Origin of the sequence: Nostoc sp., assembly GCF_036917815.1 — a bacterium.
In the GTDB taxonomy this organism is placed as follows: domain Bacteria; phylum Cyanobacteriota; class Cyanobacteriia; order Cyanobacteriales; family Nostocaceae; genus Nostoc.
Genome location: NZ_JBALEK010000036.1, coordinates 1 through 26,859 on the forward strand (window position 1 = coordinate 1; position 26,859 = coordinate 26,859).

At 41.8% G+C, this 26,859-nt stretch carries 28 protein-coding genes and 1 pseudogene; 13 read left to right on the forward strand and 16 right to left on the reverse strand.

The features are described 5' to 3' along the window. Positions 1–90 precede the first annotated feature (90 nt). Positions 91–450: pseudogene (locus tag V7K97_RS09885) on the reverse strand (ferritin-like domain-containing protein); the annotation flags it as partial. Positions 451–564: 114 nt separating this feature from the next. On the opposite strand from V7K97_RS09885, the gene V7K97_RS09890 reads away from it, so the two are divergent. After that, complete coding sequence (locus V7K97_RS09890) at positions 565–1,131, forward strand: thermonuclease family protein (RefSeq protein WP_334800726.1); 567 nt, start codon at positions 565–567, stop codon at positions 1,129–1,131. Positions 1,132–1,146: 15 nt separating this feature from the next. Here V7K97_RS09890 and V7K97_RS09895 read toward each other — a convergent pair whose 3' ends face one another. Beyond that, positions 1,147–2,028 carry a carbohydrate ABC transporter permease gene (locus tag V7K97_RS09895; RefSeq protein ID WP_334800727.1) on the reverse strand — a complete coding sequence of 294 codons (882 nt, stop codon included), beginning with the start codon at positions 2,026–2,028 and terminating at the stop codon, positions 1,147–1,149. 208 nt (positions 2,029–2,236) lie between these two features. On the opposite strand from V7K97_RS09895, the gene V7K97_RS09900 reads away from it, so the two are divergent. Together V7K97_RS09900 and V7K97_RS09905 are read left to right on the forward strand one after the other, a co-directional pair. Further along, a complete protein-coding gene (locus V7K97_RS09900; protein ID WP_334800728.1) occupies positions 2,237–2,500 on the forward strand; it encodes a type II toxin-antitoxin system RelE/ParE family toxin in 264 nt (87 codons plus the stop codon). Between the two features lie 117 nt (positions 2,501–2,617). After that, positions 2,618–2,947 (forward strand): helix-turn-helix domain-containing protein, encoded by a 330-nt coding sequence (locus V7K97_RS09905; RefSeq protein WP_334800729.1) that lies wholly within the window; start codon positions 2,618–2,620, stop codon positions 2,945–2,947. A gap of 143 nt (positions 2,948–3,090) precedes the next feature. Here V7K97_RS09905 and V7K97_RS09910 read toward each other — a convergent pair whose 3' ends face one another. The 7 genes from V7K97_RS09910 to V7K97_RS09940 all read right to left on the reverse strand — a co-directional run bounded on the left by V7K97_RS09910 (position 3,091) and on the right by V7K97_RS09940 (position 5,924). Then, positions 3,091–3,576: a DUF3368 domain-containing protein gene (locus tag V7K97_RS09910; protein WP_334800730.1), complete on the reverse strand. Its 486-nt coding sequence runs from the start codon at positions 3,574–3,576 to the stop codon at positions 3,091–3,093. 4 nt (positions 3,577–3,580) lie between these two features. Further along, positions 3,581–3,817, reverse strand: a complete 237-nt coding sequence (locus tag V7K97_RS09915; protein ID WP_181931504.1) for a hypothetical protein — start codon at positions 3,815–3,817, stop codon at positions 3,581–3,583. A gap of 75 nt (positions 3,818–3,892) precedes the next feature. Next, positions 3,893–4,102, reverse strand: coding sequence for a hypothetical protein (locus V7K97_RS09920; protein WP_334800731.1), 210 nt, complete (start codon positions 4,100–4,102; stop codon positions 3,893–3,895). Next, positions 4,092–4,310 (reverse strand): PIN domain-containing protein, encoded by a 219-nt coding sequence (locus V7K97_RS09925; RefSeq protein ID WP_334800732.1) that lies wholly within the window; start codon positions 4,308–4,310, stop codon positions 4,092–4,094. The genes V7K97_RS09920 and V7K97_RS09925 overlap by 11 nt, the downstream gene beginning before the upstream one ends. A gap of 18 nt (positions 4,311–4,328) precedes the next feature. Next, positions 4,329–4,532, reverse strand: a complete 204-nt coding sequence (locus V7K97_RS09930; RefSeq protein ID WP_334800733.1) for a hypothetical protein — start codon at positions 4,530–4,532, stop codon at positions 4,329–4,331. Then, positions 4,529–5,827, reverse strand: a complete 1,299-nt coding sequence (locus V7K97_RS09935) for a caspase family protein (protein ID WP_334800734.1) — start codon at positions 5,825–5,827, stop codon at positions 4,529–4,531. Before V7K97_RS09935 ends, V7K97_RS09930 begins: the two co-directional genes overlap by 4 nt. Continuing rightward, entirely contained in the window at positions 5,793–5,924 is a 132-nt protein-coding gene (locus V7K97_RS09940; RefSeq protein WP_334800735.1) for a hypothetical protein, read from the reverse strand. Before V7K97_RS09940 ends, V7K97_RS09935 begins: the two co-directional genes overlap by 35 nt. A gap of 582 nt (positions 5,925–6,506) precedes the next feature. Between V7K97_RS09940 and purN the strand changes: the two genes are divergently transcribed. From purN to V7K97_RS09970, 6 genes are all read left to right on the forward strand, one after another. Beyond that, positions 6,507–7,148: a phosphoribosylglycinamide formyltransferase gene (gene purN / locus V7K97_RS09945; RefSeq protein WP_334800736.1), complete on the forward strand. Its 642-nt coding sequence runs from the start codon at positions 6,507–6,509 to the stop codon at positions 7,146–7,148. A gap of 236 nt (positions 7,149–7,384) precedes the next feature. After that, entirely contained in the window at positions 7,385–7,684 is a 300-nt protein-coding gene (locus V7K97_RS09950; RefSeq protein ID WP_334800738.1) for a hypothetical protein, read from the forward strand. 166 nt (positions 7,685–7,850) lie between these two features. Next, positions 7,851–9,140: a glucose-1-phosphate adenylyltransferase gene (locus V7K97_RS09955; RefSeq protein ID WP_334800739.1), complete on the forward strand. Its 1,290-nt coding sequence runs from the start codon at positions 7,851–7,853 to the stop codon at positions 9,138–9,140. 31 nt (positions 9,141–9,171) lie between these two features. Continuing rightward, on the forward strand, positions 9,172–9,726 hold the full coding sequence (locus tag V7K97_RS09960; RefSeq protein ID WP_442936922.1) for an AAA family ATPase: 555 nt from the start codon (positions 9,172–9,174) through the stop codon (positions 9,724–9,726). Positions 9,727–9,846: 120 nt separating this feature from the next. Beyond that, entirely contained in the window at positions 9,847–10,857 is a 1,011-nt protein-coding gene (locus V7K97_RS09965) for a DnaJ C-terminal domain-containing protein (RefSeq protein WP_334800741.1), read from the forward strand. A 284-nt stretch (positions 10,858–11,141) separates the two neighbouring features. After that, on the forward strand, positions 11,142–11,867 hold the full coding sequence (locus V7K97_RS09970; RefSeq protein ID WP_334800742.1) for a hypothetical protein: 726 nt from the start codon (positions 11,142–11,144) through the stop codon (positions 11,865–11,867). Positions 11,868–11,886: 19 nt separating this feature from the next. Here the strand turns inward: V7K97_RS09970 and V7K97_RS09975 are convergent, their stop codons facing one another. Beyond that, positions 11,887–13,029 (reverse strand): quinone-dependent dihydroorotate dehydrogenase, encoded by a 1,143-nt coding sequence (locus V7K97_RS09975; RefSeq protein WP_334800743.1) that lies wholly within the window; start codon positions 13,027–13,029, stop codon positions 11,887–11,889. 441 nt (positions 13,030–13,470) lie between these two features. On the opposite strand from V7K97_RS09975, the gene V7K97_RS09980 reads away from it, so the two are divergent. Together V7K97_RS09980 and V7K97_RS09985 are read left to right on the forward strand one after the other, a co-directional pair. Next, entirely contained in the window at positions 13,471–16,395 is a 2,925-nt protein-coding gene (locus V7K97_RS09980) for a GAF domain-containing protein (RefSeq protein WP_334800744.1), read from the forward strand. Between the two features lie 697 nt (positions 16,396–17,092). Beyond that, the gene (locus V7K97_RS09985) at positions 17,093–17,950 is read left to right on the forward strand and encodes a PEP-CTERM sorting domain-containing protein (protein ID WP_334800745.1); all 858 of its coding nucleotides are present in this window, start codon (positions 17,093–17,095) and stop codon (positions 17,948–17,950) included. 881 nt (positions 17,951–18,831) lie between these two features. On the opposite strand, the gene V7K97_RS09990 is transcribed toward V7K97_RS09985, so the two are convergent. The 3 genes from V7K97_RS09990 to V7K97_RS10000 form a co-directional block, all read right to left on the reverse strand. Then, on the reverse strand, positions 18,832–19,017 hold the full coding sequence (locus tag V7K97_RS09990; protein WP_334800746.1) for a hypothetical protein: 186 nt from the start codon (positions 19,015–19,017) through the stop codon (positions 18,832–18,834). 138 nt (positions 19,018–19,155) lie between these two features. Next, complete coding sequence (locus tag V7K97_RS09995; protein WP_334800747.1) at positions 19,156–19,422, reverse strand: hypothetical protein; 267 nt, start codon at positions 19,420–19,422, stop codon at positions 19,156–19,158. Positions 19,423–19,519: 97 nt separating this feature from the next. Further along, a complete protein-coding gene (locus V7K97_RS10000; protein ID WP_334800748.1) occupies positions 19,520–19,726 on the reverse strand; it encodes a hypothetical protein in 207 nt (68 codons plus the stop codon). A 350-nt stretch (positions 19,727–20,076) separates the two neighbouring features. Here V7K97_RS10000 and V7K97_RS10005 point away from each other — a divergent pair, with 350 nt between their 5' ends. Together V7K97_RS10005 and V7K97_RS10010 are read left to right on the forward strand one after the other, a co-directional pair. Beyond that, entirely contained in the window at positions 20,077–20,271 is a 195-nt protein-coding gene (locus V7K97_RS10005; RefSeq protein ID WP_334800749.1) for a DUF2256 domain-containing protein, read from the forward strand. Further along, positions 20,271–21,224 (forward strand): isoaspartyl peptidase/L-asparaginase, encoded by a 954-nt coding sequence (locus V7K97_RS10010; protein ID WP_334800750.1) that lies wholly within the window; start codon positions 20,271–20,273, stop codon positions 21,222–21,224. The genes V7K97_RS10005 and V7K97_RS10010 overlap by 1 nt, the downstream gene beginning before the upstream one ends. Before the next feature lie 311 nt (positions 21,225–21,535). Here V7K97_RS10010 and V7K97_RS10015 read toward each other — a convergent pair whose 3' ends face one another. The 3 genes from V7K97_RS10015 to V7K97_RS10025 form a co-directional block, all read right to left on the reverse strand. Next, positions 21,536–22,933, reverse strand: coding sequence for a peptidoglycan DD-metalloendopeptidase family protein (locus V7K97_RS10015; protein WP_334800751.1), 1,398 nt, complete (start codon positions 22,931–22,933; stop codon positions 21,536–21,538). An 801-nt stretch (positions 22,934–23,734) separates the two neighbouring features. Continuing rightward, the gene (gene glmU / locus V7K97_RS10020; RefSeq protein ID WP_334800753.1) at positions 23,735–25,084 is read right to left on the reverse strand and encodes a bifunctional UDP-N-acetylglucosamine diphosphorylase/glucosamine-1-phosphate N-acetyltransferase GlmU; all 1,350 of its coding nucleotides are present in this window, start codon (positions 25,082–25,084) and stop codon (positions 23,735–23,737) included. A 203-nt stretch (positions 25,085–25,287) separates the two neighbouring features. Further along, positions 25,288–26,517 carry a response regulator gene (locus tag V7K97_RS10025; RefSeq protein WP_334800811.1) on the reverse strand — a complete coding sequence of 410 codons (1,230 nt, stop codon included), beginning with the start codon at positions 26,515–26,517 and terminating at the stop codon, positions 25,288–25,290. Positions 26,518–26,859 lie beyond the last annotated feature (342 nt).

Consider the following 26,859-nt stretch of genomic DNA (forward strand, 5'->3'; position numbering starts at 1 on the left):
TCATTGATCAAATGATTGCTGCGAACGAAAAACCTACTCAAGCTAAACAAGATTGATTAGGTTTAGATGAGTATTTTGCAATTAAATTCTTCCCTCAAAGAAGGCTGCGAAAAAGGGACTACGCTGTTGTGATTTTTTTGTGGATGTAGTTTGCGGTTGACGCTTAAAATCTATAACTTGTTTATTCAATTGTTGTAAGGCGTGGGCAAAAATTTGACCATGCCTAGTTTCATCTGATGCGTGTTTTGCTAGTTTTTCGGCTAGCCATGTATCACCTTCGGCAGATGCGCGATCGCTAAGTGCAGATAAAAATGGCACAGAGCCAGATTCGGCAAAATAAAACCCTGCAAGGATGTTGGGGCGGGTTTTAGAATCACGAATTTGAGCAGCAGAGTAATAGGCAAAAGCACCTGAACCAGCTAGATGCAGAACGTGAGTCAAGAAGTTCATCAGAAATTCCCCCTGACAATTGGAAGGTGACAATTCTTATTATGTCAACAGTTAACAAATATATCTTGTCATTTTGCTAGTATCATCCCACAGAGGTAATGCAGGTGAGTTTGGATGGAGAAATTAACTAAACCAGTGCGATTTTGGCTTTCTGCAACTATCATAATTTTAGGTTTGATCGGCTGCAATCGCTTTATTAGTACTTCTGGAGACGCGGTTGAGCGAGTGAGTGATGGTGATACCATAGTAGTTAAAGATGCCAACGGCAAAAATTTTACCGTGCGCTTTGCTTGTGTAGATGCGCCAGAAATAGCTCATACTAACAAAGAAAAGCAGAGTAAACGCACTAGCGATCGCAACCAATTTAATTGGGGTGTGAAAGCCCAAGAACGGGTGCAAGAACTGGTACAACAAGGAGGCGATCGCGTGACTTTGAATATCACCGATAGCGATCGCTATGGGCGTAAAATCGCCGAAGTCCGTTTAAAAAATGGCACTTTTGTACAACAAGTATTGTTGCAAGAAGGTTTAGCAAAAGTGTATCGTCCCTATTTAAACAAGTGTCCTAGTAAAGACTTAGTTCAAAAAGCCGAAACTGAAGCGAAGGAACAACGACTCGGCGTTTGGAGTGATACTAAATTTGTGAATCCTTGGGAATATCGCAGCCTATATAAGAAGTAGAAACTTGAAAAACCCCTACTCCTCTCCCCAAGTTTGCAGTTGCAAATAAACTAGTACCAGCGTCACCGCTAGTAACACTGTCGCTGCTGCTGCTGCATAACCAAAATCAAATTGAGCAAAAGCCTCTTGGTAAATGTAGTAAACTAGCAAATTAGTCGAATTCAGTGGGCCACCGCCAGTCATCACATAAGTTTGCTCAAAACTCCGCAATGTAAAAATCGCCGTAGTGATGATTGCAAATATGACAGTCGGACGCAATCCAGGCAGAGTAATATACCAAAATTGTTGCCAAGCATTTGCTCCATCCAAATCTGCTGCTTCATAACGACTGGGAGGAATTGCTTGCAACCCTGCTAAAAAAACCACCATATTAAAACCCAGTTGTTTCCAAATGCTCATTAAAATAATTACCGGCATTGCCCAAAATGTATCTCCTAGCCAGGGTATGGGCGCAATGCCAAAAAAATCTAAAAGTCCATTAACTGGCCCTAACGTTTGAAACAGCCAGCGAAATCCCAAACCGGCTGCCACCAGTGAGATGATTGAAGGGAGAAAATAGGCACTTCGCAGAATGCCTCGTAAGGGAATGGAGCGGTTTAATAGTACTGCCAATCCCAAGGAGATAACTAAACTGGGAATGATGGTAGCAACAGTAAAATAAAAGGTGTTACCCAGAACTTGCCAGAAGTCGGGGTTGAGTAGCAAGCGCCAATAGTTTTTTAAGCCTATCCAATAAGTACCTTTTAAGGTGAAACTACCAGCAGTGAAACTGAGGTAAAACAAATAGGCGATCGGCCAAATGATAAAAACGCCCAGCAAAACTAGTGCTGGTGTGAGAAAAATCCACGCGGCTACTGTATCATTATCCAACCACGACTTAGTATATTTTTTTTGCATCTATAATTAACCCTCTTGTTATGACCCTCCGCCCTGATTCTACCCTTAGCTTGGTTTCTCTCAGGATTAGCGATCGCTTGGGTAAGCTCTTGGTTCATAATGATTTCCTTTAAACTAAGTTTTGCATCAAAGCCCAGCAGGAGCGTAGTTTACAGCCGTAGGCATCGCTTATACTTTAATATGCTATTATTAGCATAATTAGCATTACATGAGTAAAAAACAAGAAAAACCCCTCAAATGGATTGCAAGCGCTCTTGATGATTTAAAAGATTTCCCTGAAGATGTGCAAGATGTAATGGGTTATGCTCTGGATTTAGCACAACATGGTGAAAAGCATCCTGACGCAAAACCTTTGCATGGATTTACAGGCACTGGGGTTTTAGAAATTGTAGATGATTTTGAAGGAGATACATACAGGGCAATTTACACTGTTAAATTTGCAGGATTTGTTTACCTATTACATTCATTTTAAAAGAAATCAAAACACGGTATTGCTACACCAAAACAAGATATAGATTTAGTTAAGAAGAGACTCAAGGTTGCTCAGGAAGATTATTTACAAGAAATAGCAAAAACAATGGAGTAAAAAATGAGCAACGAAAATGATGTTTATATTAGTAACGGAAATGTCTTTGCTGATCTAGGATTATCTAATCCTGAAGAGCGCTTAATTAAAGCAGAACTTGCACGCAAAATTAGTGAAATTATTGTTAATCGCCAATTAAATCAAGTCCAAGCAGCCGAGGTTCTTGGAATAGATCAACCAAAAATATCTGCTTTAACTAGAGGGAAACTAAAAGATTTTTCAATAGATAGATTGATCAGATTTATAAATATTTTAGGTAATGATGTAGAAATTACAATTAAGCCTAAACCAGAAAGCCGTTCAATTGCTTGCACGACTGTAGTTTGTGAATAATTATTAACCTAAAAGGCATACAGATAGTGATGATTTAACGCGCATTATTTCTGCAAGAAAGGCAACCAAATATGAGCAACAAATCTATTTTAAGGCGATCGCTTGCGTAAATTCTTTGTTCATAGATGAGCTATTTATCACACTCAATCTTCAGAAAAGATTTGATCAAATAATGACCGCTTAACCCTAAACTCAATTTCAATAATCTTTTGGTAAAGACTATCCAGACTTTCAATGCTAATTTTACCGTCTTTGTTTATCTTTTTGATAACAGCTAACGTTCCTTTGATACTCAAACCAAGTCTTTTAGCTTCTCTTCTAGCTGTCGAGTCGTCTAACAAAACATAATCTGCATTCAACTCAATCCCTAAAGCGATCGCTTCCGATTCTCCTTTACCCAATCGTTGATTTAAGCTCTTGACGAGGGTTATCAGGCTGGATGTGCGAACTTGAAGTTTACCAGCGTTGATTAGCGTTTGAATGGTTTGGCTAGCTGGATCTAACTTGGCGCTAATTTCCTCAGCAACAGATTCAGGAATGTAGAAATCATCAGGATATTCGATAAATTGATTCAGGTAGCTCAGTTTAGCGAGAAAAATCAGTGGTGATGAATTGAGAACAATTTGCATTCATTTACCAGTTTTTTTCTAAAGCAACATCTTCTTCAGAAAGGTAAGAAAATTCAATCCCCATCAGGTCTAGAATTTTGAGGAATTCTGCTGGTTCCAGTTGCATAACTTCTGCGGCTTTTTGAAGGCTGATTACTTTAGCAAGTAAAGCACCAAGTAAAAAGAGAAAATTTTCTTTCTGCTCGATGCTGTGGAATAGTTGAACTTCTAAGGCGATCGCTTGGGTAAGCTTTTGGTTCATAATTATCTCTAGTTGGCTTAATTCTGACCGTAGGTGGAACATCTCCGGCTTTGCTTCTGAATTCTTCTTCAAGTTTCATTCTATGTCTTGATAGGCTTGAATTTTTTCATACAAACTATCAACATTCTCTTGAGCAAACAGTTTTTCTTTTAGTTGTAAATAATCACCTTCGCCTAATTTACAAGCTGCCCAAAATTTCATCACTTTTGATGGCTCTAAATGTGTGAAAAGTACCTGTATGACTTCTTGTAAATTTTGCTGTTCGTTAATAACTTTAATTGTCATCTTCTATCTCCAAAATAAAATCAGTCGGGTTGATTGCTTTGAGTGTTAAACCTTGACAGCGATTGATTAATCTCTTATCGCAAGTGATAAAATAATCACTTTGAGAAGTTTCGGCACAAGCAACGTGGAGAGCATCAATGGCTTTAATTCCTTGTTGTTCTAGTTGTTTTGCTCTCCCTCTAATGTTTTCATCTAGTAATACTCTCAATGTAGCTATTTGTAAGTATCACTCCATTGACTGTTGGTTTACAATAAACGGGTTACGGCTATTTTCATATTCTAGAACTGAAGAACTAACTAATTCTATTAATTTTGCTTCTACCATTTGTAAAATTAAGATGACAGCTTGTGTTTCTAGAAATACTTTTGGCTGTGTTTGGTCATCAAAAGGTCGATTATAAATACTTGTGTCTAAATAAACTCTGGTCATGTCACTGCCTGCCGTTGGTAGTCCTGGAGTTTCTGGTGATATGCCTCTACCTCACCCGTAATCTGGGATTCTATCGCCGCAATATCTCCATTCGCGAGTTCTAATTGCTGCTGGGTTTGCCGTAAGCGATCGCGGCTTGCCTTACTCAGAGGAAACTCCTGCCGCAGTGCTGTTGTAAAGGCCTGCTGATAAGTTTGCAAGTTTTGCTGATGCGTCTTAAACCGTGCAGTCACTAGTGCCTCAATCGGCATTGTGTCCTCATTTCGCAGCCCCAAAATTTGCTGGAGATTTTGCAGATCGTGGCGATCGCTATCTGTAATTGTCTCATCTCGCTCCAGTAGTTCAGTAAACACCTGCTGATACTGCTGGAGTTTTTCGCGGAACTCGTTGCGGTACGGTTCTAACACCTGATCTTCGATCGCCTTCGCCTCAGTTGTCTCCAATCCTAAGCGAGTCCTCTGATAATCTAATGTGCGACGACCAACAAGGGAAATTTCGCCTCGATGAATAAATTGCGCTACCTCTTTACGGTATCGCTGTCTGGGATCACCCGGAGCCACCCTTGCCAGTCGAATTTTAAAGCCTTCTCGAATTGCATAGATTTCTGGCTTCATCGCCGGCTGAAGTTCTCGCACCTTCTGACTGGCGTATTCATGGAGTTCATCGATAGAGATAAACTCATCGCGATCGCGATCGGCTTCTCCCGACTTGATACCTTCAACCAAAAAACGAGTGTAAATCGATAAATCTTGCCCTTGTTCCTCAAAGGAATATTGAGTCGAACTCGATGAAGTCAATACGGCTCGTCCTTCACCGCCCAACTGCTCCCGGATGTCAATCGTGCCATCATCTTTGGCAAACATCCCCTCAGCAAACGCACCACTAAAGCAGCTATCGAGGATCACCACCTGCCGCCGGGAACGGCTTTCGCTCATGCGATCGTGAATGAAATTGGCAGACACCGACGTTGAGCGCATCAATTCGCCCTGCTGTGTCTTACTGGTGTTGCGAGTCGCCAGATACAGCCTACCGCGATCGTCTTTGATGCCGTGTCCCGAAAAATACAGCAACAGTAAATCATCCCTGTGCCGACTGGAGAACAGCATTTCGATGGCCATTTCTACAACTTGTCGCTCAGGATTTTTCAGCAGGGTAATATCTGACGTAGCAAACCCGCCCATCTCTGGATGCAGCAGCACTTCGCACACTGCTTCTACATCTTTAACTGCACTGGGCAAAGGGTTCAGCCCTGGCTCATACTCACTGACCCCAATCAGCAATGCTACCTTTGCCATTTAACTCACCTTGCTGCGATCGAATCCGATGCGGCTTTAATCTCTGTGCTGTTTCGTTCATACCAAGTTTTAGAATATCACTTATAGCGGTTTCCATTCAGATGCGGTACAACATTACATCACAAGGTGTAGGGGCACGGCACTGCCGTGCCCCTACGGGTGTACCTCACGTAAACGAGAACCGCTATATATCAATTGTAGGACTTACGCAAAAACCCTCTTAAACTCTCATTCCTCCGTGACCTCTGTGTCCTCTGTGGTTCGTTTTCCGTTACCTGTGCGTAAGTCCTAAATTGGAGTAGTTATGAGCTAAATATTTACAGCAAAATTTAATCAAGCGTAGGCGTAGCACGTCGTAGACATCGCAACATCTAAGAAGACATTGCTAAATCAAAGGATCAAGTTTTACCTATTTATGTCAGAAAAATCTAGGGAGCATCCCAATGTTGCTTAAATCTTTTCCCTCACCCCCAGCCCCTCTCCCAAAGATGGGAGAGGGGAGACATAATTCTAGTTCCCCTTCTCCCAAAGATGGGAGAAGGGGTTAGGGGATGAGGGCTATCAAGGTTTTTGCACATTTGGGATACTCCCAAAATCCAGGCTGCTGCTGTATCATTATCCAACCACGACTTAGTATATATTCTTGGCATCTATCTATAATTAACCCTTTTAGCTGTTTATGACCCTCCGCCCTGATTCTAACCTGAGCTTGGTTTCTCCCAACATTAGCGATATTTGTCAACAAATCGCCCCTTTAAAACTGGGAATTATGGCTTCTGGGAATGGCAGCAATTTTGATGTAGTTGCCCAAGCTATCCAAGATGGACAGCTAAATGCCCAAATTCAAGTTTTAATTTACAATAACCCCTCGGCGAAAGCAGCCGTAAGAGCAGCTAATAGAGGTGTAGAAGCAGTTTTATTAAATCACCGCAACTATCAAAGTCGAAAAGAGTTTGATGAGAAAATTGTGCAGACATTGCAGCACTACGATGTGGAATGGGTAATTTTGGCAGGTTGGATGCGATTGTTGACATCAGTTTTCATCGATGCCTTTCCTGAGAGGATTATTAATATCCATCCTAGTTTGTTACCTAGTTTCAAAGGAATCCATGCTGTAGAACAGGCTTTAGCATCTGGGGTGAAAATCACTGGTTGTACAGCGCATATAGCTTGTTTAGAAATGGACAGTGGCCCAATCTTGATGCAAGCCGCAGTACCAGTACTACCAGATGATACAGCAGAAACACTCCACGCCAGGATTCAAATTCAGGAACATCGGATTTTACCACTAGCGATCGCTCTAGCAGCTTCTTCCTCATAAACTTAGAAGAGATTGAATATGGTGCGATCGCCAATCCCATGAAGAGTACTGAGTTAAAAGACTGCTCTGAAAGGTTTCAAAAAATGAAATGATCAAATTCAGGAGTGAAAAAAGTCTGAAAAAAAGCGCTCAGGCATCTTGAACTGATCAGTTGCATAGGCGTAAATGGAGAAATTTTCGACATTGGTTGTAGGATAGACTAAAAATTGCCTAGCCTTTTTACCAAGGAATTACTGATGAATTATCAAAAGCTAGATGCTGCCCTTGCTACAGCACTAAATGCTCTTCAAAGCTTAGAGGAACCTAGTTTGACGGTTTTTGTCCATACCGAACCATTCTTAAGCCCTGCTGCAATTGCTATTTTAGAAAGTTTGGGCATCAGTGATGTTACCAGTGGCAAAGATATATTTACGGCAACACTGTCACCAAATGCCATTTCCCAGTTGTCAGAGCAACCTTGGGTGAAATCTTTGAAGCGATCGCAGCAATTGCGTTTGGTAAATCAGAGTAAAAATTTAGGTGGGTTCAGTGTTTGAGATGATTTATAAAAATGTTTTATCTTTCTACTTATCAGCCGCACCATCTATATAATACCAGCATTCTGTAAAATTCATCCTAAAGAATCAGATGATCCCCCTTACCTCTGGTGGCAGACAGTCCTAAACTGAAGATGAGAGTTGAAAGGCAGTCGGGAGAAATTTTGTGAAAAAAGTTTTATCAATCATTCTTGGTGGTGGCGCGGGTACTCGACTTTACCCACTAACCAAACTCCGCGCTAAACCAGCAGTACCAGTGGCGGGAAAGTACCGCTTAATCGACATCCCTGTTAGTAACTGCATAAATTCCGAAATATTCAAAATCTACGTCCTGACACAATTCAACTCAGCTTCTCTGAATCGTCACATCGCCCGTACCTATAACTTTAGTGGCTTCAGCGAAGGCTTTGTGGAAGTTTTAGCAGCACAGCAAACGCCAGAAAACCCTAACTGGTTCCAAGGTACAGCCGATGCTGTGCGTCAATATCTGTGGTTGTTGGAAGAATGGGATGCAGATGAATATCTGATCCTCTCAGGAGATCACCTCTACCGCATGGATTACCGCCTGTTTATCCAGCGCCATAGAGAAACCAATGCTGATATTACTCTCTCAGTAATTCCCATTGATGAGCGCCGCGCCTCAGATTTTGGTTTAATGAAAATTGACAATTCCGGTAGGGTAATTGACTTTAGCGAAAAACCCAAAGGCGAAGCATTAATCAAAATGCAAGTTGATACAAGCGTACTGGGATTAACAAAAGAACAAGCTAAATTACAGCCTTACATTGCCTCAATGGGGATTTATGTCTTTAAAAAAGAGGTATTGTTCAAGTTGTTGAGGGAATCTTTAGAACGGACGGATTTTGGTAAAGAAATTATTCCTGATGCTTCTAAGGATTACAACGTTCAAGCTTATCTATTTGATGACTACTGGGAAGATATTGGAACAATTGAAGCATTTTATCAAGCAAACTTAGCACTCACTCAGCAACCCCAGCCACCCTTTAGCTTCTACGATGAAGAAGCGCCAATTTACACCCGTCCTCGCTACTTACCTCCGACTAAACTTTTAGATTGCCACATCACAGAATCAATTATCGGCGAGGGTTGTATTCTGAAAAATTGCCGCATTCAACATTCAGTATTAGGAGTGCGATCGCGGATTGAATCTGGCTGCATCATCGAAGAATCTTTGCTGATGGGTGCAGATTTTTACCAAGCTTCTGTGGAACGCCAATGTAGCTTAGTAAAAGGTGACATCCCCGTAGGCATTGGTACTGACACGCTGATTCGCGGTGCCATCATTGATAAAAATGCCCGCATCGGTCATGATGTCAAAATTATTAATAAAGATAATGTGCAAGAAGCTGACCGCGAAGGTCAAGGTTTCTACATCCGCAGTGGCATCGTTGTCGTCTTGAAAAATGCTGAAATTCCCGATGGAACCATCATTTAGTCATTAGTCATTAGTCATTAGTCATTAGTCATTGGTTAATAGCTATAAGCAACAAAGGACAAAAGACAAAGGACAAATGACTAAACTCATATTACTGATTGGTCTTCCAGGTAGCGGTAAGTCAACTTTGGCAAAACAATTACTGGCAGAATGCCCCCAAATGCAGCTGATTTCTACAGATGCTATTCGGGGGCATTTGTTCGGTTCCCAATCGGTTCAGGGATCGTGGCTGGTGATTTGGCAAGAAATTGAGCGGCAATTTCAGCAAGCTATTTCCACCGAAAATATAGCTATTTTCGACGCCACTAATGCCCAGCGCCGTAATCGTCGTGAGGTTATTGCCTTAGCCCGTAACTTGGGCTTTACCCACATTAGGGGAATTTGGGTGGATACACCAGTTTGGCTGTGTTTGGCACGGAATAAAAGGCGATCGCGCCAGGTTCCAGAAGAAATTATTTTGCGGATGCACCGTCAACTCCGGGATGCTCCCCCAAGCCTGGAAGAAGGACTAGACAGCCTGATCCGCTTATCAGAAAAATCGGAGTACGGAAATTGCGATTGCTCAGTGAGCGAGAACCACACTTGATTTTCTATATTTTTTGTTAATTTAAAATCAGATCCTTTTTGCTTGGCACTATACCAAGCAAATTAGACATCTCTCATCTTAAAAAAAAACATAACGGGAATTTCTATAGGAGGCTGGTAGATGGCTGCAACCCACTTCAAAGACTATTACGCTATTTTGGGAGTCACTAAGACTGCCACTCCAGAGGAAATTAAACAGGCTTTTCGGAAACTAGCCCGCAAATATCACCCAGATGTCAACCCAGATAACAAACAGGCAGAGGCACGCTTCAAAGAAGTTAGCGAAGCCTACGAAGTTCTGTCAGACGCAGATAAACGCAAAAAGTACGACCAATTCGGTCAATATTGGAAACAAGCTGGTGAAGGTTTCCCATCCGGCGGTGTTGGTGTGGATACGGGTAACTTTGACTTCAGTCAATATGGCAATTTTGATGAGTTCATTAATGAGTTGCTAGGACGCTTTGGTGGTGCTACCCCTCGTGGTGGGGGGCGACAAAGTTACTCACAAAGTTACTCTTACCGCACTCCTACAAGTTCGGGAAGTGGTTTTAGCGGCTTTAACGATTTTGGGTTTCAAGATGCAAGTACGGGTACTAACCAGGATAGTGAAGCTGCGATCGCTCTAAGTTTTGCTGAAGCATTTAATGGTGTGAAAAAGCGCTTCAGTTTAGGTAACGAAACAATAGATGTGATCATCCCATCTGGGGCTAAAACTGGTACTCGACTACGTGTGCGGGGCAAAGGTCAAATCAACCCTATGACTCAACAACGTGGCGATTTATACTTAAAAGTCGAACTCCAGCCGCACTCGTTCTTCCAAATGGAAGGCGATAATCTGGTTTGCGAAGTGCCAATCACACCAGATGAAGCTGCCTTGGGAGCATCTATTGATGTACCCACACCCGATGGATCAGTTAACGTCAAGCTACCAGCAGGAGTGCGTTCTGGCCAATCTCTACGTTTACGTGGGAAAGGTTGGCCCCTCGCCAAGGGTGGACGCGGCGATCAGTTGGTGAAGGTGGCCATCGTGCCACCAAAAGACCTCAGCCAACAAGAGCGGGAATATTATGAAAAAATCCGCGCTATACGTACTTATAATCCCCGCAGTCATTTGAACCAAGTCAGGCTGTGAATATTTGGGATTTTAGAGACGTGAAGCGGCACTTCGCGTCTCTAAATTAATTAGGTAACTCAAGTTACGGGTTATGAAAACCCTCTTATTTTCTCTGGTCAAAAACTTTTACGCAATCGCAGACCAATGTTAGATCAGTAGAACAAGATAAGCCGATAACACCTACTAAAGAAAGGTTTTGCCGGCAAATTTGCCAGAACTTTGCCAAAATATACAAAAAAGTGTCCCAATTTTTGCCAAGATAGATAATATTATTTATTAAAATTCACTTGGCAAAAATCGGCATGAGTGAGAAACCCATAGAAGGTGACGGCAAGGCTTTTCTCGTTCTACTTTTGCCCATCTCGTTTTTGATTATTTTCCTAGTTGCCACTTGGAGAATTTTACTGGCACTAATTGTGCTGGTAATTGGCTTCAAGGTTTGGCAGGAATATCAATGGCAACAGTGGACTGTACGAGTTAACCCAATTTTTCATCAGTTGGTTCGAGAAAATCAGGGCAGACTTACGCCAATGGACTTGGCAATCAAGGGCAATTTTCCTGGAACAACGGCAAAACGCTACTTGGATGGCAAAGCCTCAGAATTTGGTGCCAGTATAGTTAACTCCGAAGAGGCGGGGCAGTCTTATTACTTTATAACTGCCAGCATTCTGGGAAATATTCTTGATAGTAGTGAGCCGGTTAAAGAGCTTAATGCTCAACCAGTTACTAAAACTGCGCGATCGCTCCTAGCACCACCAACAACCATACCGGAGGAAGAACCAGAAACCGAATCACTCCCACAGCAAACACACGAAGAAGCTAAACGATCGCTGGAAAAACAGTTAATTTTTGGCTCTCTCATTCAATCTGAACTTGCCAAACGGCTAAGTGTCTATTCTAGTACCGTTTATAAACGGCGAAATGATCCAGAGTTTCCTGAGTGGAGTCGCAGCAAAGACCCTGATGGCATTGCCTGGTCATACTCGGAAAAAACTAAAGAGTTTTTCCCACTGGAAGAAGAAGGTTAGATTCTGAATTCTTCTTTAATTACTTTTGATTTTTGAATTCCAAACCCACAGCTTCGTTGATGGAATTTAATCCGCTTTGTTCTAGCTGGGAAAGTAAACCTGCTAGAATTCGGCGTACCATCAGTGGCCCTTCATAAATCCAACCTGTATAAACCTGGATCAAGCTAGCACCAGCAGTAATTTTTTCCCAAGCATCTTCAGCAGAAAAGATGCCACCAACGCCAATAATCGGGATTTGTCCTTGAGTTTGCTGCCAAATAAAACGAATTACCTCAGTGGAGCGATCGCGCAATGGTTCACCACTAATTCCGCCTGCTTCATCCTGGGGTGATTTGCCAGTTTGGTCAATTACTTGGGTTTTCAGTCCATCACGGCTGATGGTGGTGTTAGTGGCGATAATTCCTGCCAATTGGTAGGTTTTAGCAAGAGTTATAATATCAGCGATCGCTGACCATGACAAATCGGGCGCTATCTTGACAAAAAGTGGTTTCTGTGTAGTATTTTCTTGTTGTAATAAATTCAAGATGGCACCGAGCATCGAAGCATCTTGGAGCGATCGCAACCCTGGCGTATTGGGAGAAGAGACATTAACAACAAAATAATCTCCCAAATCCTTGAGTAAGCGAAAACTATCGAGATAATCCTGTGCGGCGGCTTCTAGGGGAGTTACCTTAGATTTACCCAAATTTATCCCTATGGGTATTGACTGGGTTAACTTCTGTTTTTCTTGTGCCAATCGTGCCGCCATTGCTGCTGCACCGAGATTATTAAAGCCCATCCGATTGAGAGCAGCTTTATCCAACGGTAAGCGAAACAAACGGGGACGTGGATTTCCCGGCTGTGGGTGAAAAGTTACAGTTCCTAGTTCTGCAAAGCCAAAACCCAGGTTAGACCAAATGCCAGCAGCGACTCCATCCTTGTCGAAGCCAGCCGCTAACCCTACGGGATTTGGAAAGTTTAGCCCAAACAAATTTTGTTCTAGACGTGAATCGTACAGGCACAGGGATTTTTGTAGGCGTTGGTTTGCCCAATTAGCGGCGGGGCTAATATTCCTTTGCGATAGCCAACTAAAACTGCGAATCGTCTGCTGGTGTAACCACTCCGAATCGGTTTTTATCACATTGAACAAAAGCGGACGAATGGCAAGTTGATAAATATCCATTAGCTTTTATTTTTGGATCTAGCGCAGATTATTCTGACTTTTCCACATAACGTGAAAAGTCCATCAAAAACCCAACTCCCTTACCGACGCGGTAAAGAGGAAAATTCAAAGTCTCTGACACCACGTGCTTCTCCCAAAAGGAGACGCTGCGCGTAGCTTGGGTAAACCGCCCAAAGTGGCTCCTCCTTTTAGGAGAGAGAAATAGAAGTGAGGTTTTCCAGATTCCGTGAAAAGTCAGAGATCCTTTAATTATTCACGCCCACTTACTTAATCTGACGCAAACTAAGAAAAATTCAAAGGTTTGTTTTGCTGTAGGTACTTCTGGGTACATAACCCTCTATTAAGCTGTTCAGGTTCAATATTAAACACTTGTGGCAATATTACTCAGGGTGCTTTTCTGGGCATCTTATATATTACAAGTTATGTTAACCAATAAATCAGATGGGGCAGCCGCAAAAACCTATAGCCGCCGAACAGCAGATCCTCTCTTTGGGGCGCGTCCTCCAGAGCCTTAGAGAAGAAGATAATGTTGACGTTCTGATTGAAACTACTATTTCTTATCTCAAAGAACAGTTTGACTACAGACTGATTTGGATTGCTCTTTACGATCGCCTAAATCACATATTATTTGGCAAAGGAGGCATTACACCCGATCAAGATCAGGTCTTTTTACGGCAACGAGTTGTTCTTAGTCCTGGAGATTTATTAGAGCAAGTAGTAATTGAACAGCATCCCTTGGGTATAGCTGATTTGCAAACTGAAATCCGGGCCACCGAATGGCACAAAGTTGCGGAAAAATTCCACATCCAAGGAACAATTATTTTACCAATTCGCTATAAAGACCGTTGCTTAGGCTTGGTGTTACTGGGTTCAGAACGCTGGGGCTACCTACTGACAGGAGAAACAAAAGCACGTTTGATGATGGTTTTAGGTGAACTGGGGGCAGTGCTTCATCAAAATGAGATCCATCAGCAGCAAAAACAAAACAGGCGAACCGACGAGCCATTATTAGAATTGCTCGAAAATTTACGCAACCTCAATAACCTAAATCAAAGACTTGAAGCAGCAGTGCAAGCAACTCATAAATTTGTCTCCCCCAACCGGACAAATATTTACTGGTTTGAGCGGGAAGGGCGCTACTTTTGGTGTCGGATGAGCAATCAGCTAGTAAAAATCGATCGCAATTCCAGCAGTCAGCAAGCAGCCGGAATGACTGTACAGGATTTGAGCGACTTTTATTATGCTTTGGCAGTCAACCAAATTGTCTCCATTGGTGATGCCCGCAGTTCTTTAAAGAGCCATTCTACAGCAAAATTGCTGCAACGGCTGAAGGTGCGATCGCTCCTGGCAGCTCCGATCATCTGGCAAAAGAACTTGCTCGGTTTTCTGGCGGTGGAAAGCAATGAACCTCGAATCTGGACGGAGGCGGACAAAAATTTCGTTCAGGGTGTTGGTGGTTTAATCTCCCTGATTGCACCTAACGAAAGTATGGAAAGTACTATCAAACAGATTCAAGAGGATGCCCAACTAACTAGTCAAGTTGCCCAAGGTATCTATAGCGAACATGACCTCCACGAAACTCTACATAGCTGTGCTAAAAGAGTTTTAGCTCGACTAGCTGCTACGCGATTTTTGCTATTGCAGTATGACCCTGAGCAGAATAATTATCAATTTATTTACCAAAGTCAGCCCCATAATCGCCGACCGTTGACATTTACCCTCAATACACTCAAAGAATTGGATGGGCAGCTTTTGCAACGTTCAACTCAAGCGGTGGAAATTGAAAACTTAGATGAAGATTTACGCTTTTTTAACTGGCGACCCTTGTTGTTAGAGAATGGTGTGCGATCGCTACTTATTTGTAAATGCACTCACGGTCAGATCCCAGCACCACTTTTAGTCATCACTCATGAAACCCATCGTTCTTGGACAACTCTGGAAAAGGAATTGCTGTGGGCTGTCAGTCAACAGATTGGTGTAATTGTTCGTCAGTGGCAATTACACAACCGCACCACCCAGCAGCAAAAAACTTCCCAGGCATTTGAGCAATGCCTAAACATCCTGACACAATCCCAGAACAGCAAAATCGAGGTCGAAAAAAAGCATTTAGAACGTACAGCACTCGAACAAATAGCATCAATTCTGGGTTGTCCCCTAGCGGTACTGCTATCTTGGGCACCTGGTGAAAATTGGGCAGAAATTATCCCTGGAGTGATTGACAATAGCCAATTTGGAATTTTTTCTGATGCATTTATTTCCATCCAATCTGAAGCCTTAATTCAGTGGGCACTTGCTACGGAGAGTTACCTGACTTTGAAGGTGGATAATTTACCTCCAGAAACCCGAAAATGGTTGAATGTTCCAGACAAAAGTCAAATTTTGGTCATGGCATTACGTACAACTGCTGATTATGAAACCACAGGTGTAGTGTTGCTAGTAGACTATCAACAGCGTCGCTGGTCAGAACAAAACCTCAGTGCAACAGCAACTCTGATTTCTCAATTAGCCTGGTGGCGTCGTCAAAAGCAAATTACCCGATTTCTAGAATCCACAACAGAAGAATTACGACAACTCAACTGGTACAAACATCGTCGCCTAGAGGAAATTCAAAGAATAACGGCGCACTCCCTGAAACAAATACATGATTTGGGCATTCCGGCTAATGAACTAACTCAGATGCGCTACCAGCTATTGCTGCGACAGTTAGACCATACAGCCACCTCTATGAGTGGAATGTTGAAAGTTGAGCAGTGGCAGCTACATATTAGTTGGGAAACTATGCCCATAGCTAGTTTACTGAAGCGATCGCTCGAACGCATCGAAAATTTACTTAAACAACAAAAGCTGTGGATTGGTGTACATGGCTTGGGACAATCGATTGACGAGCAAGAATCGCCCAAGAATTCTTCATTAGTTAGAGGTGTCCCTACCACCAGCGCTCAATCCGCAATGGCGATCGCTGGTGATATTGTCAAAATTGAATTAGTTATCCATGAATTATTGGTTACTGCCTGTAACCGTTCTCAAATCGGCGGCAGAATTGATATTTGGTGTCGCCGTTTAGATGCGTCTAAAAACGTAGATGCAAAGTATTCTTCTGCAAGCACTGGAGATGAACATCAGAAATCCCTAGAACTGTCGATTACATATAACGGTGCGATCGAAGCACAGCTACTCACGGAACTACATGATAATACACCCAAGGATGTGCTTGCTCCCTCCAACCTCGATCAACCACCAGCTTTACATCTGCTGATCTGCCAAAACCTCATGCAAGAACTAGGAGGAGAGTTGAATTTCTATCAATTACCAGACAATCGGGTAGTTAGCCGTTTGCTGTTACCGTTAGCTGTTCATGATTCTTAGTTTTGAAACCCTATTTTGACGTTAGTCCGCGCAGGCGGTGAGGGGGTCGCAGTCTTCAATCCTTACGAACGTAAGCTTTTGGATCATCTACTCTCAGACTATAACCCTCTAAATTAGGCACAGGACTTACCAAACAATAGCCGAAACCCTGATTTTTATGTAGGGGCAATTCATGAATTGCCCCTACCGCATGTACTTTTACGTAAGTGCTAAGGCATTAAAAAAATATCCCATCCCTGCGGGACGCTCCGCGAACGTAGGGATGCAAGTCCTTGCGCCTAGAATGTTGACTCTGAACCTTTTATCCCAAAGACTTCATGCAATCTCTACTGAATATGTGAACTTCTCCCTACCGAATCCTTACGTAAATCCCAATTAATAAACGCTTATTTTTACTCAAACTTTACAAGAAACTGGTGGATGCACGATTAGTATAAGCATGTAACTAATTATCTGCGCTCCAGATTTCATGACTAAATTACTGATACGGTTATTACTTATATTAGAGTGTAGAAACAGTAAATAAGAATTCGCACTTAAATAGAAGATTTCTTCTACATAAGACAAACATGGCTTGATATTTTCCCAAGCTGTCCATCCTGCTTGCCTATACTTTGCTCTTGCTTATTAGTAAGGCAGTAAGTAAGCATGACAAATTTGCAATATTAGCATCCTAAAAGAAAAAGCGAGAAATTGTATGACAAAATACACCAAATTTGTAACCCGTTTTTTGGCACTAGCTACTCCAGCGATCGCTATTTCGATATTGGCAACCTTACCGAGCCAAGCTGCTACCATTGCATCTTCTGAGTCAGAATTCAACATCAACAACTTTAGTAGCAACCCTTTAGATGTTAGGACTTTGACTAATACTGTGACTAACACAATTAGCACAGGTGGTCAAGTAACTGCTGATGCTAACGCTGAGGCTAAATTTAATGTCGATGCAAACAACTCTGCCTCTAATTCGTCCTTCAGCCAAGCTCAAGGTCAGGGTGATGGCTATACAGGGTCGGCGGAAAGCTTTGCTGCGATTATCGGTTATGATTTTATAGTAGACAAAGAGTTTTCTTTTGATTTCAGTGGCTTATTTAACCTTGAAACATCTATTGATGATGCATCCACTGAACGTGCAAATGCTAGTGGAGAGTTCTTATATCAGTTATACGACACCGATACTGGTAATCTTTTGGACTCTTTCAAGATTTCTGGAAATTTATCAACTATAGGTAACAATGATGCTTTTGTATTTGAACCGAGTAGTAGCATAACTCTTGATTCTAGTCAGACTTCTATTGATAAATCTTTTGGCGGAACACAGGAATATGCTTTGACTAGCTTTATGGGTAAATATTCCCGTACTTTCGATAAGTCAACTCATTTAACTTTAATAGAATCTAAAATTAATCAGGTGAGCGTATATACTGTCCCAGAACCCTCAACAATTCTAGGTTCGCTGTTTAGTTGCACTATGTTTGGTGTTGTCTCGATACGCAAGCGTAAAAGAGCTTCTTCGGCTGCATTGTTGGTTAATAAGGATTTAAGGTCTGTTTAGTATGTTTGCACTAAGAGAAGTTCAGGTCATGGATAGCGAAAGCAAAGTCACATTAATCCATTTTAAAAGCGAACTGGCTAAAAGAGACTGATAAGCCAGACCAAAATGGCAATGGTTATCCGGGGTTGCTATTATGCCCTGCTCTCTACCAAAAGGTAGCAAACTTCTGTCAGGTCAGCAAAACTGTTAGGAAACTGAGACAGAGAATATATCGAACTGCGCTCCGTCCTTACTCTATTCTTTCTACTTTTGGCTAATGTCGCTCTATACGATCTAGAAACCAGAATACAGCAGATTGCGAGTTGGTGAGGTACAAAAATACTCCACCCTAACCCTCCCCGATATATTGGGGAGCCACTGCGTTGGGCGGGCAACGCCCGACTTGAAGCATGTGGCGTGAGGGAACTAGATTTGCTGTTTCCCCCCAATATATCGGGGGGATTAAGGGGGGTAATTCACCGTAGCCCCAAGTAATGGAAAGGTGTACTTCATTTACCTGAAATCTGCTGTATAGCGGTTCCCATTCAGATGCGGTACACAACTTCATATCACAAAGTGTAGGGGCATGGCAAGCCATGCCCCTACGGGTGTAACTCACATAAACGAGAAGCGCTATAAAAAGCGTCTTCCCTGAAAAAATAAAAATTAAGGAGAAATGGCATTTATGGAAGCTTTAAGTCATTAGGTATGCAAATAATTTTGTGATTTTGCACCCTGACATAAAAGCATAAAAGAAATGCAAATAAATAGCTATAAAAATGAATGGTTTGAAACCCGGAGTACCCCTTTTACAGTTGTCATAAAACCAAGAGATAGAAGACCATGCTTGTTTTCCACTGGTAAGTCTTGCCATTGAGTTAAGTTCATTAGCAAAAGGAAAGTTAGGTGCAAATACAGCACAATAAATTCAATAATTTATGCAAATCTTTTTTGGCTGTATTTTTAACATTCATCCATAGCCGAATACAGCTATTTTGAATGAATTTTACAGTCAGAATTGCATTATCTACTGCTGTTATCTGGTCTGACTTTTCATAAGCTTTGAACTCAAAAACAAGCATAGTCATTGAGCAACGCCGAAGTGTCGCTTTTACCTACTGTCTTATACTGCTATATGTGGTATAAGATAGAGCTATAGAAATATTCCTAACAAGCTTTTATGGATATAGCCCATAAAAGCTTCCTAGAATTTGGTTATGCCATCTTTAGGAAACTGTTGCCGATGTAGTGGCAGATACAATAACCTTATCGCCATCAGTAATAGCGCCAGCAAGAGCGCCAGCAAGAGAACCTTCAACAGTACCTTCAATAGTGCCGTTGCCTACTTTATAAGTGCTCTTCTTAGCAGTAGAATAACTACCTGCGTAAGCAGATGCAAATCCCCCTTGTACTTGACTAAGATCGGAAACTTCATCTTCACAAAAACTGAGATCGGAAATTCTTAATCGTTCCATAAAAAAGCTCTCTTTCAAAAACAAATGTATTGCTGAAAGTTATCAAAAACTTTCAGCAATTTTCTATCTAAAATGCATTGTACTACAATATACTATAATGTAGTACAAAATATATTTAGCCGGCAGAAGAACTAGATGAACCGACACTAGCAGATACGCTGTATTGCTTGGAGACAGCAATGGTGCTAGTGGCAATGCTGGTGATAGCGATGTTTTTACCAAAAGCGTATGCTTGTGAATTAGCATCTGCAAAAGCTATTCCGCCTTGAACATTCTCATTTTCAAGAACGGTTTCTACATGAGAAAGATCGTTGATAATCATGATTTTACTTTCCTAAGAATTAGTAAGGTCAACTTGTTTGTTGTCGTGCCACTACAACTTGTTTTTTAGTGGCACACAAAGAATAGCACTATTAGAATTCGATTAATAGTAGTTTTACGTAAACTTTATTTAAAAAGCAAAAAACATTCTGTTATCCGGTTATTTACACTGTCTAGTATTCAGAAAATGCTTGAAAATTACTTTGCTATTTAGGATAGATATTGCAAACATGTCTAAGGATAGATTGACAATATATTTATTCGTCGAATTTATCCTGCCTTCTTAGCAAACTGGTTATAATTATCTTCCATCTCCCTCAGAAATGAAATTCTCACCTACACAGTACTTATATGGGACGTGTTCGTTCTAAATCTGACCTACCTACAAAAATCTGTCCGGTATGTCAACGTCCTTTCACATGGCGTAAAAAGTGGCAAGATTGTTGGGACGATGTGAAATATTGCTCAGAACGTTGTCGTCATCGCCGTTCTGAAGCTCAAAATGAAACCAACCACAATACAGACGCAAATAGCGCAAGAGATTAATGGAGTTACAGGTGCAACCTAAATTAATTATTCATGGCGGGGCTGGTAGTTCTCTCCACGGGAAAGGAGGATTGGAGGCGGTGCGCCGATCGCTCCATACAGTAGTAGAACAAGTCTATTCTTTGCTATTATCAGGAACCGCTGCTTCTGAGGCGGTGGTGCAGGGTTGCCAAATGCTCGAAGATGACCCCCGCTTTAATGCTGGTACTGGTTCAGTACTGCAATCTGATGGTCAAATCCGCATGAGTGCTTCCCTCATGGATGGTGCATCAGGGCGATTTAGTGGTGTGATTAATATCTCGCGGGTGAAAAATCCCATTGAGTTGGCGCAATTTTTGCAAAGTTCGCCAGACCGAGTGCTATCAGATTTCGGATCGGCTGAGTTGGCGCGAGAAATGCAACTTCCCAGCTATAACGCTTTAACTGATTTGCGCTTACAAGAGTGGATACAAGAGCGCCAAGATAATTTTAAAAGCGCAATGGCTGGGGTGGTAGCAGAACCCGAACTTTTAGAAACCAGTAATGCTGGACGCGGCACTATCGGCGTAGTAGCTTTAGATGCCTACGCTAGGTTAGCTGTTGGCACTTCCACTGGTGGTAAAGGATTTGAGCGCATTGGAAGGGTAAGTGATTCGGCGATGCCAGCAGGTAATTATGCTACTAGTAATGCTGGTGTGAGTTGCACTGGTATTGGGGAAGATATTATTGATGAATGTTTAGCAGCACGAATTGTAGTGCGTGTCACTGATGGGATGTCGTTGAAGGATGCCATGCAGCGATCGCTTGGGGAAGCCCACCAGAACAAACGAGATTTGGGAGCGATCGCCCTAGATGCTAGTGGAGCGATCGCTTGGGGGAAAACTAGCGAAATCTTACTCGCCGCCTACCACGACGGCGAAAAAATTGGTGACACTTTGGAATGGAATGATAGTGAATTGATTGGCTATTGTTGAATATTTGATTTTTGAAATACACATATGGTGCGTTATGCCTCTGGATAACGCACCATTGGCAGGTTTTGGTGTCTACCAAATTTTTATTAGGAAATAATACCAAGTTTGGGTGATTACTTGTAATAAAATTTATTAATGTAGGTTGGGTTGAACGGTAGTGAAACCCAACATGAACAAGGATTAAATGTTGGGTTTCGTTCCTCAACCCAACCTACAGATATTATAAGTGTTTAACGGAACTTGATATAAGATGCGTTTTCCCTGTAATAACTCCACAGCAAAACTAGTAAGCCTTGCTGTGGAGCATTGAGTTAAATGTGTCTCATTACCCAGTAATTTTTAAAGGGATTATAGGTACGTTGCCTTGCTTCCTCTTTTGTTTTTTTAGTTGGAGTTTGTAGATCACCATAAATATACTCCTTACGAGTAATCTCATAGTGTAAATGAGCTACAGCTGTTCCTGTAATGCCTGTTTTTGCAACTTTTTGACCAGCAGTTACAGAACCCCCTTGACTAACTAGAACCTGACTTAAGTGTTTATAGATATGGTTTTCACCATTAGCATCTTGAATTGTTAACATTCCCCAAGGCTTCATCTCGACTAAAACTACTTTGCCTGAAACAAGAGTCTTAACTTCGGTTCCTATTGGTGCCGCTATGTCTATTCCTCCATGATAGCCATACACACCACCTGTTACTTTATAGTAATCATCCGAAATATAAGCACCAGTAAATTGAAAGCGCTTTTCGTTACCAAATAGATCAGTTGATAAGTCTCGGTAAATTATACCCATATCAGTCACTGGAGTACGGAATGAGGTTATGTTACCAAACGAGCCAAAATTAAAATTATCCTTATTGATTGCATTGATGTCTGCCGCACTATTAATTGCATCTTCCCATTGAAAATCAGTCCAACTAGCAAGGGTTTCTAAATATTTCGGTCTACTCCAATCAGCAGCAGCTGAAAATCTTCCAATGCTGCCTCCTGCTGTACCAGTCGAAAAAATAGGTCTGTTATTAGTGTTGTAAACAACAAGATTTCCATCGGACTGAATTGCAAAATATACTCCATTACTTCCAGATGTATTCGTTGCCCACAAAGCCTTGCCCCCTCCATAAAGAACTACATTGCCATCAGTCTGAACCGAAAGCATATCAGCAGCACCATTAGTTCCAGTCGCCCAAATAGCTTTTCCTGATGGATTATAGAGAACTAAATTTCTATCAGTTTGAAATTCAAGTTTATAACCTGTGTCATTAATCCATTTTCTTCCTGGGTAATAGTTTTTGTTTATATTAGTTGCTCGAATCAGTTGATTAGTGGGTATAACATCGCCATAGCATCGCCAAGAGTAAGGGTCACCAAAGTTTAGAGCTTGAGCAGTTGCATTAGCTCTGTTGTATTGCCAATTGCATACTTCGACAATGCTAGAGGAATTAGCATCAGAAAATTCTTTAAAATCGACCCCACCTGTATTATTAGGAACCTTACACTTCCATCCAGCCGCACCCTGATTATTAGGATCTGGCCGAGTTGCAATAGCATTTGAATTCATATATCTATAGCGACAAAAACCGTTTAAGTCTACTCCTCCAAGATCGGCTGCTTTAACTAGAGATGCTGTCATCAAAATAATAGTAAAAGTAGATAAAAACACTACAATTACAGCCAATATCCTTTTGGAAGTCTTACTAATTGCTAACATTTTTGTTTCTCCATATTACAAAAAATTCTAAACAGTGGAAATGCACAAGGATAAACGCCTTCAATCAAAGCAGAGAAGACCCAGAAAACTTTGTAGGTTAACAGCAAAATGTAGCGGTAGTAACCTCGAACTAAACACCAAAGGCTTTCGACCGTCCGTTGCCATGATATATTAGCTGGATAGCGCCACTAATTGCTTCCAACGACTTAACCTCTTCTACTCACCACTCGCCCCCTGAGTGCTTTAAGACTCCGCAAAGCATCTCGAACTACTGCTAAAACACAAATCTTCTGAGTGTAGACTCACTAATAACCTCAATTAACGAGTGCAAAGACTCTGTGCAGAGCCAGTTAGCTGTTTATTATACCGAAATTGATATCTTGTACTTAAGAGAATAAACACTGAATACTTGAATTGATAGTACAAAAAATTACATACTATCTAATAGTTTAAATACTTAGGCTAGAGTTATTAAAAACACTCACTAAGAGTAAAATAATTGATTTTCTCCGTAAGTGTAAGTACAATAGTCAAAATTATAGTTACCAACATTTGTACGCTTAACTTGAATCACTAGGGCAAACGCATCTAAATATTGACGAGCCTGGATAAAAGTGGAATTCACCAAGACCCTTTTCAGACATTACTTTTAGGAAATTAAGTATTCCCTGTCGCAGTAATGAGAATCATGATGTGGGAAAAGCTAGAGGCAGCCGACGGCTGCCTCTAAGTATTCTCGCCTGTCAAAGAAGGTGGTATTCCCTTGAAGCAGAAACATAAAGAAGAATGAGAATTACATTTCTAACTTTTCCTCCGCCAAGCTGGTTTCACCACCTGACGACTACGGGCGATCGCTAGAGAATCATCAGGAACATCTTCTGTGATCGTCGAACCAGCTGCGATGTAGACATCATCACCCAAGGTAATTGGAGCCACTAAAACGCTATTGGCACCAGTTTTCGTGCGATCGCCTATTTTGGTACGATGTTTCTTCACGCCGTCATAATTGGCAGTAATTGTACCGGCACCAATATTTACATGATTGCCGACAACGCTATCACCTATATACGACAAATGTGCCGCATTGGTGCGATCGCCTAATTGCGTATTTTTCAATTCCACAAAATTTCCCACACGGCAACCAGCACCCACCTGTACCTGACCGCGCAAATGAGCATAAGGGCCAATTCGGCTTCCTGCCTGCACGGTGCTATTTATTACTACTGAATACTGCACCATGACATTTTCAGCCAACTGGCTATTTTCAATTAAACTCCCCGGCCCAATGTGACTTCCGGTTTGAATCACCGTATTTCCCCGCAGGTGAGTTTGGGGTTCAATAATTACATCCGGCTCTAATTTGACAGTTTCATCAATGGTGATGCTTGTGGGGTCGATAAGGGTGACACCCGCCAGCATCCATTTTTCCTTGACTCGTTTTTGCAAAATCTCGTAGGCTGTTGCCAGTTGCAGGCGATCGTTAATGCCGAGAATTTCTTGATAGTCTTCCACATCCACTGCCATCACTTGTCCCACCTGAGTCACAGCATCAGTCAGATAGTATTCTTTTTGGACATTATTTGGCTGGAGGTGGGGAAGCACCTTTGCTAAATCTGGCCAACGGAAGCAGTAAACTCCAGCGTTAATCCGTTGATTTTGTCTTTGAGCAGCAGTACAATCCTTATGTTCGACCATTTGCTGCACAATATTTTCATCGTTACAAAAAACCCGCCCGTAGCCTGTGGGGTCGGGTAGGTGCGAGGTGAGAATAGTGGCGGCATTCTGATTTTGGGCGTGAGTTTGCAACATCTGCTTCAGAGTTTCGCTGCGTATCAACGGTAAATCGCCGTTAAGTACCAGCAAATCCCCAGTGTAATCTTCCAAGTGAGGAAGTAATTGCTGGATAGCATGACCTGTTCCCAATTGCACAGTCTGTTCGACAAACTCCAAGCCGGGAATTGAATGCATGGCGGCTTGCACTTCCTCAGACTGATATCCTACAATCACGATTTGCCGTGAGGGTGAAAGTGGTTCTACACTTTCGAGAACTCTCTCTAATAGCGATCGCCCACCCAAAGAATGTAAAATCTTGGGTAAGCTTGATTTCATCCGTGTACCGCGTCCCGCCGCTAGAATTGCTACAACTACCATAATTAGCTATCAGCTATCAGTGACATTATGATTAATGCTGTTGGTACTTTAAAATGTAGCCTCAAATCATACCAGCTAATCATAGAAGAGTAAAATATAAAAGGATTCAGGAGAACTGCTTTCGTAAAAGGCGGAGATGATAATACAAATTTGCGCTCATTACAGCAGCTACAAATCATTATGCCCCACTCCCCACTCGCTAATTACTCTTTTTCTTGACAGGAGCAAATAAACTCTGCAAACTGCTTCATTAGCTTGGGATTACGCCAACCAGAATCAGTTTCTTTTTGCATCATTGAAAGTGCTTCTGCTGAAGGAAAAGCTTCTTTATAAGGTCGTTCGCTGGTTAGGGCATCGTAAATATCAATTAACTGAAATACTTGCGCCAGGTAGGGAATATCATGCCCCTTGAGTCTATCAGGGTAGCCTGAGCCATCCCAGCGTTCGTGGTGATGGCGAATAATCGGAATAACACCCCGCATACTGCGTAGTGGTTGGCAGATTTTTTCTCCAATCAAAACATGTTGCTGCATGATCTGCCAATCTTCGGGGGTGAGTTCGCCTTTTTTTAGCAGCACTGCATCGGGAATACCCACCTTACCGATATCGTGAAGATAAGCACCCCATATCAAATCTCGAATTTGGTAGCGTGAAAGCTTGAGGTATTCACCAAAAACTTGTCCCAGTTTTACCAGGCGTTCACAATGGTTGCCTGTATTGGGATCGCGACTTTCAATGGATATGGCAATGGAAAATAGTACTTGTTCGGCATGGTCTAAATCTTCGTTTAGACGCTTCTGCCGCACCAAGGACTTTACACGCGCCGACAGCTCTACACGATCAAAGGGTTTGGTGAGAAAATCATCTGCCCCAACTTCAATTCCCCGAATGCGCGATCGCCTGTCATTTAACGCTGTAATAAAAATCACTGGGATTAGCCTAGTCTGCTCATCCTGTTTGAGCAATTGGCACACTTCAAATCCATCCATTCCTGGCATCATCACATCCAGCAAAATCAAATCTGGTTGTTTTTGAGTTACCAATCCCACAACAATGGAACCTCTGTCTGCCTCAATCACTTCGTATCCTTCCATCCCCAAGAGGGCAACAGCAGTCATCCGACTGGCGGCATGATCGTCAACTACTAAAACCCTTGGCGGATCTAAATCAAATCCATTCACTTTAGAACCTTTGGCTTGTAGTGTTCTAGACACCAATGAATTATTACCATAATTAAAATCAGTTTTTATCCAGGAAGACACTGCTGGTCTATCTTCAAGCATAAGGTCTTCTTGAGATAAGCCTAAGGAACTCTCCGCATTTGGCGATCCTACGGCGTGATTTGACCCAATATTGTTCACTGCGCTAATTGGGTTTGATCCACTAGCAATTTGTTCTGTAAAGCCTGTATGGTTAGACTTCCATTCAATCACAAAGGCACTCCAAGTTTTTGAACAAGTTAACAGTGTCATATTTCAACAATAAATTTAATATTCGACTGTCTCTTAGCCAGAGTTTCCATAGAGATTATGCATGATACCAATCTGCCTCTCTAAGTTTTTGGCAGTATGTATTTTTTATGTTACGAACAAGCGGTATGTTGTCGGCAAATTCTTTGCTTGTAATTCCAGTATGATGAATTGGCACAAATGTTAAATCAGGTTTTTTACGGAGATTTCTTCAGCTAAGGATGTCAGAAAGTCTTACAATTGCCCGCTTTACTCGATATATCGAGTTTTGGTTTTCACATTTTTATGTTAATCATTAAGTATATA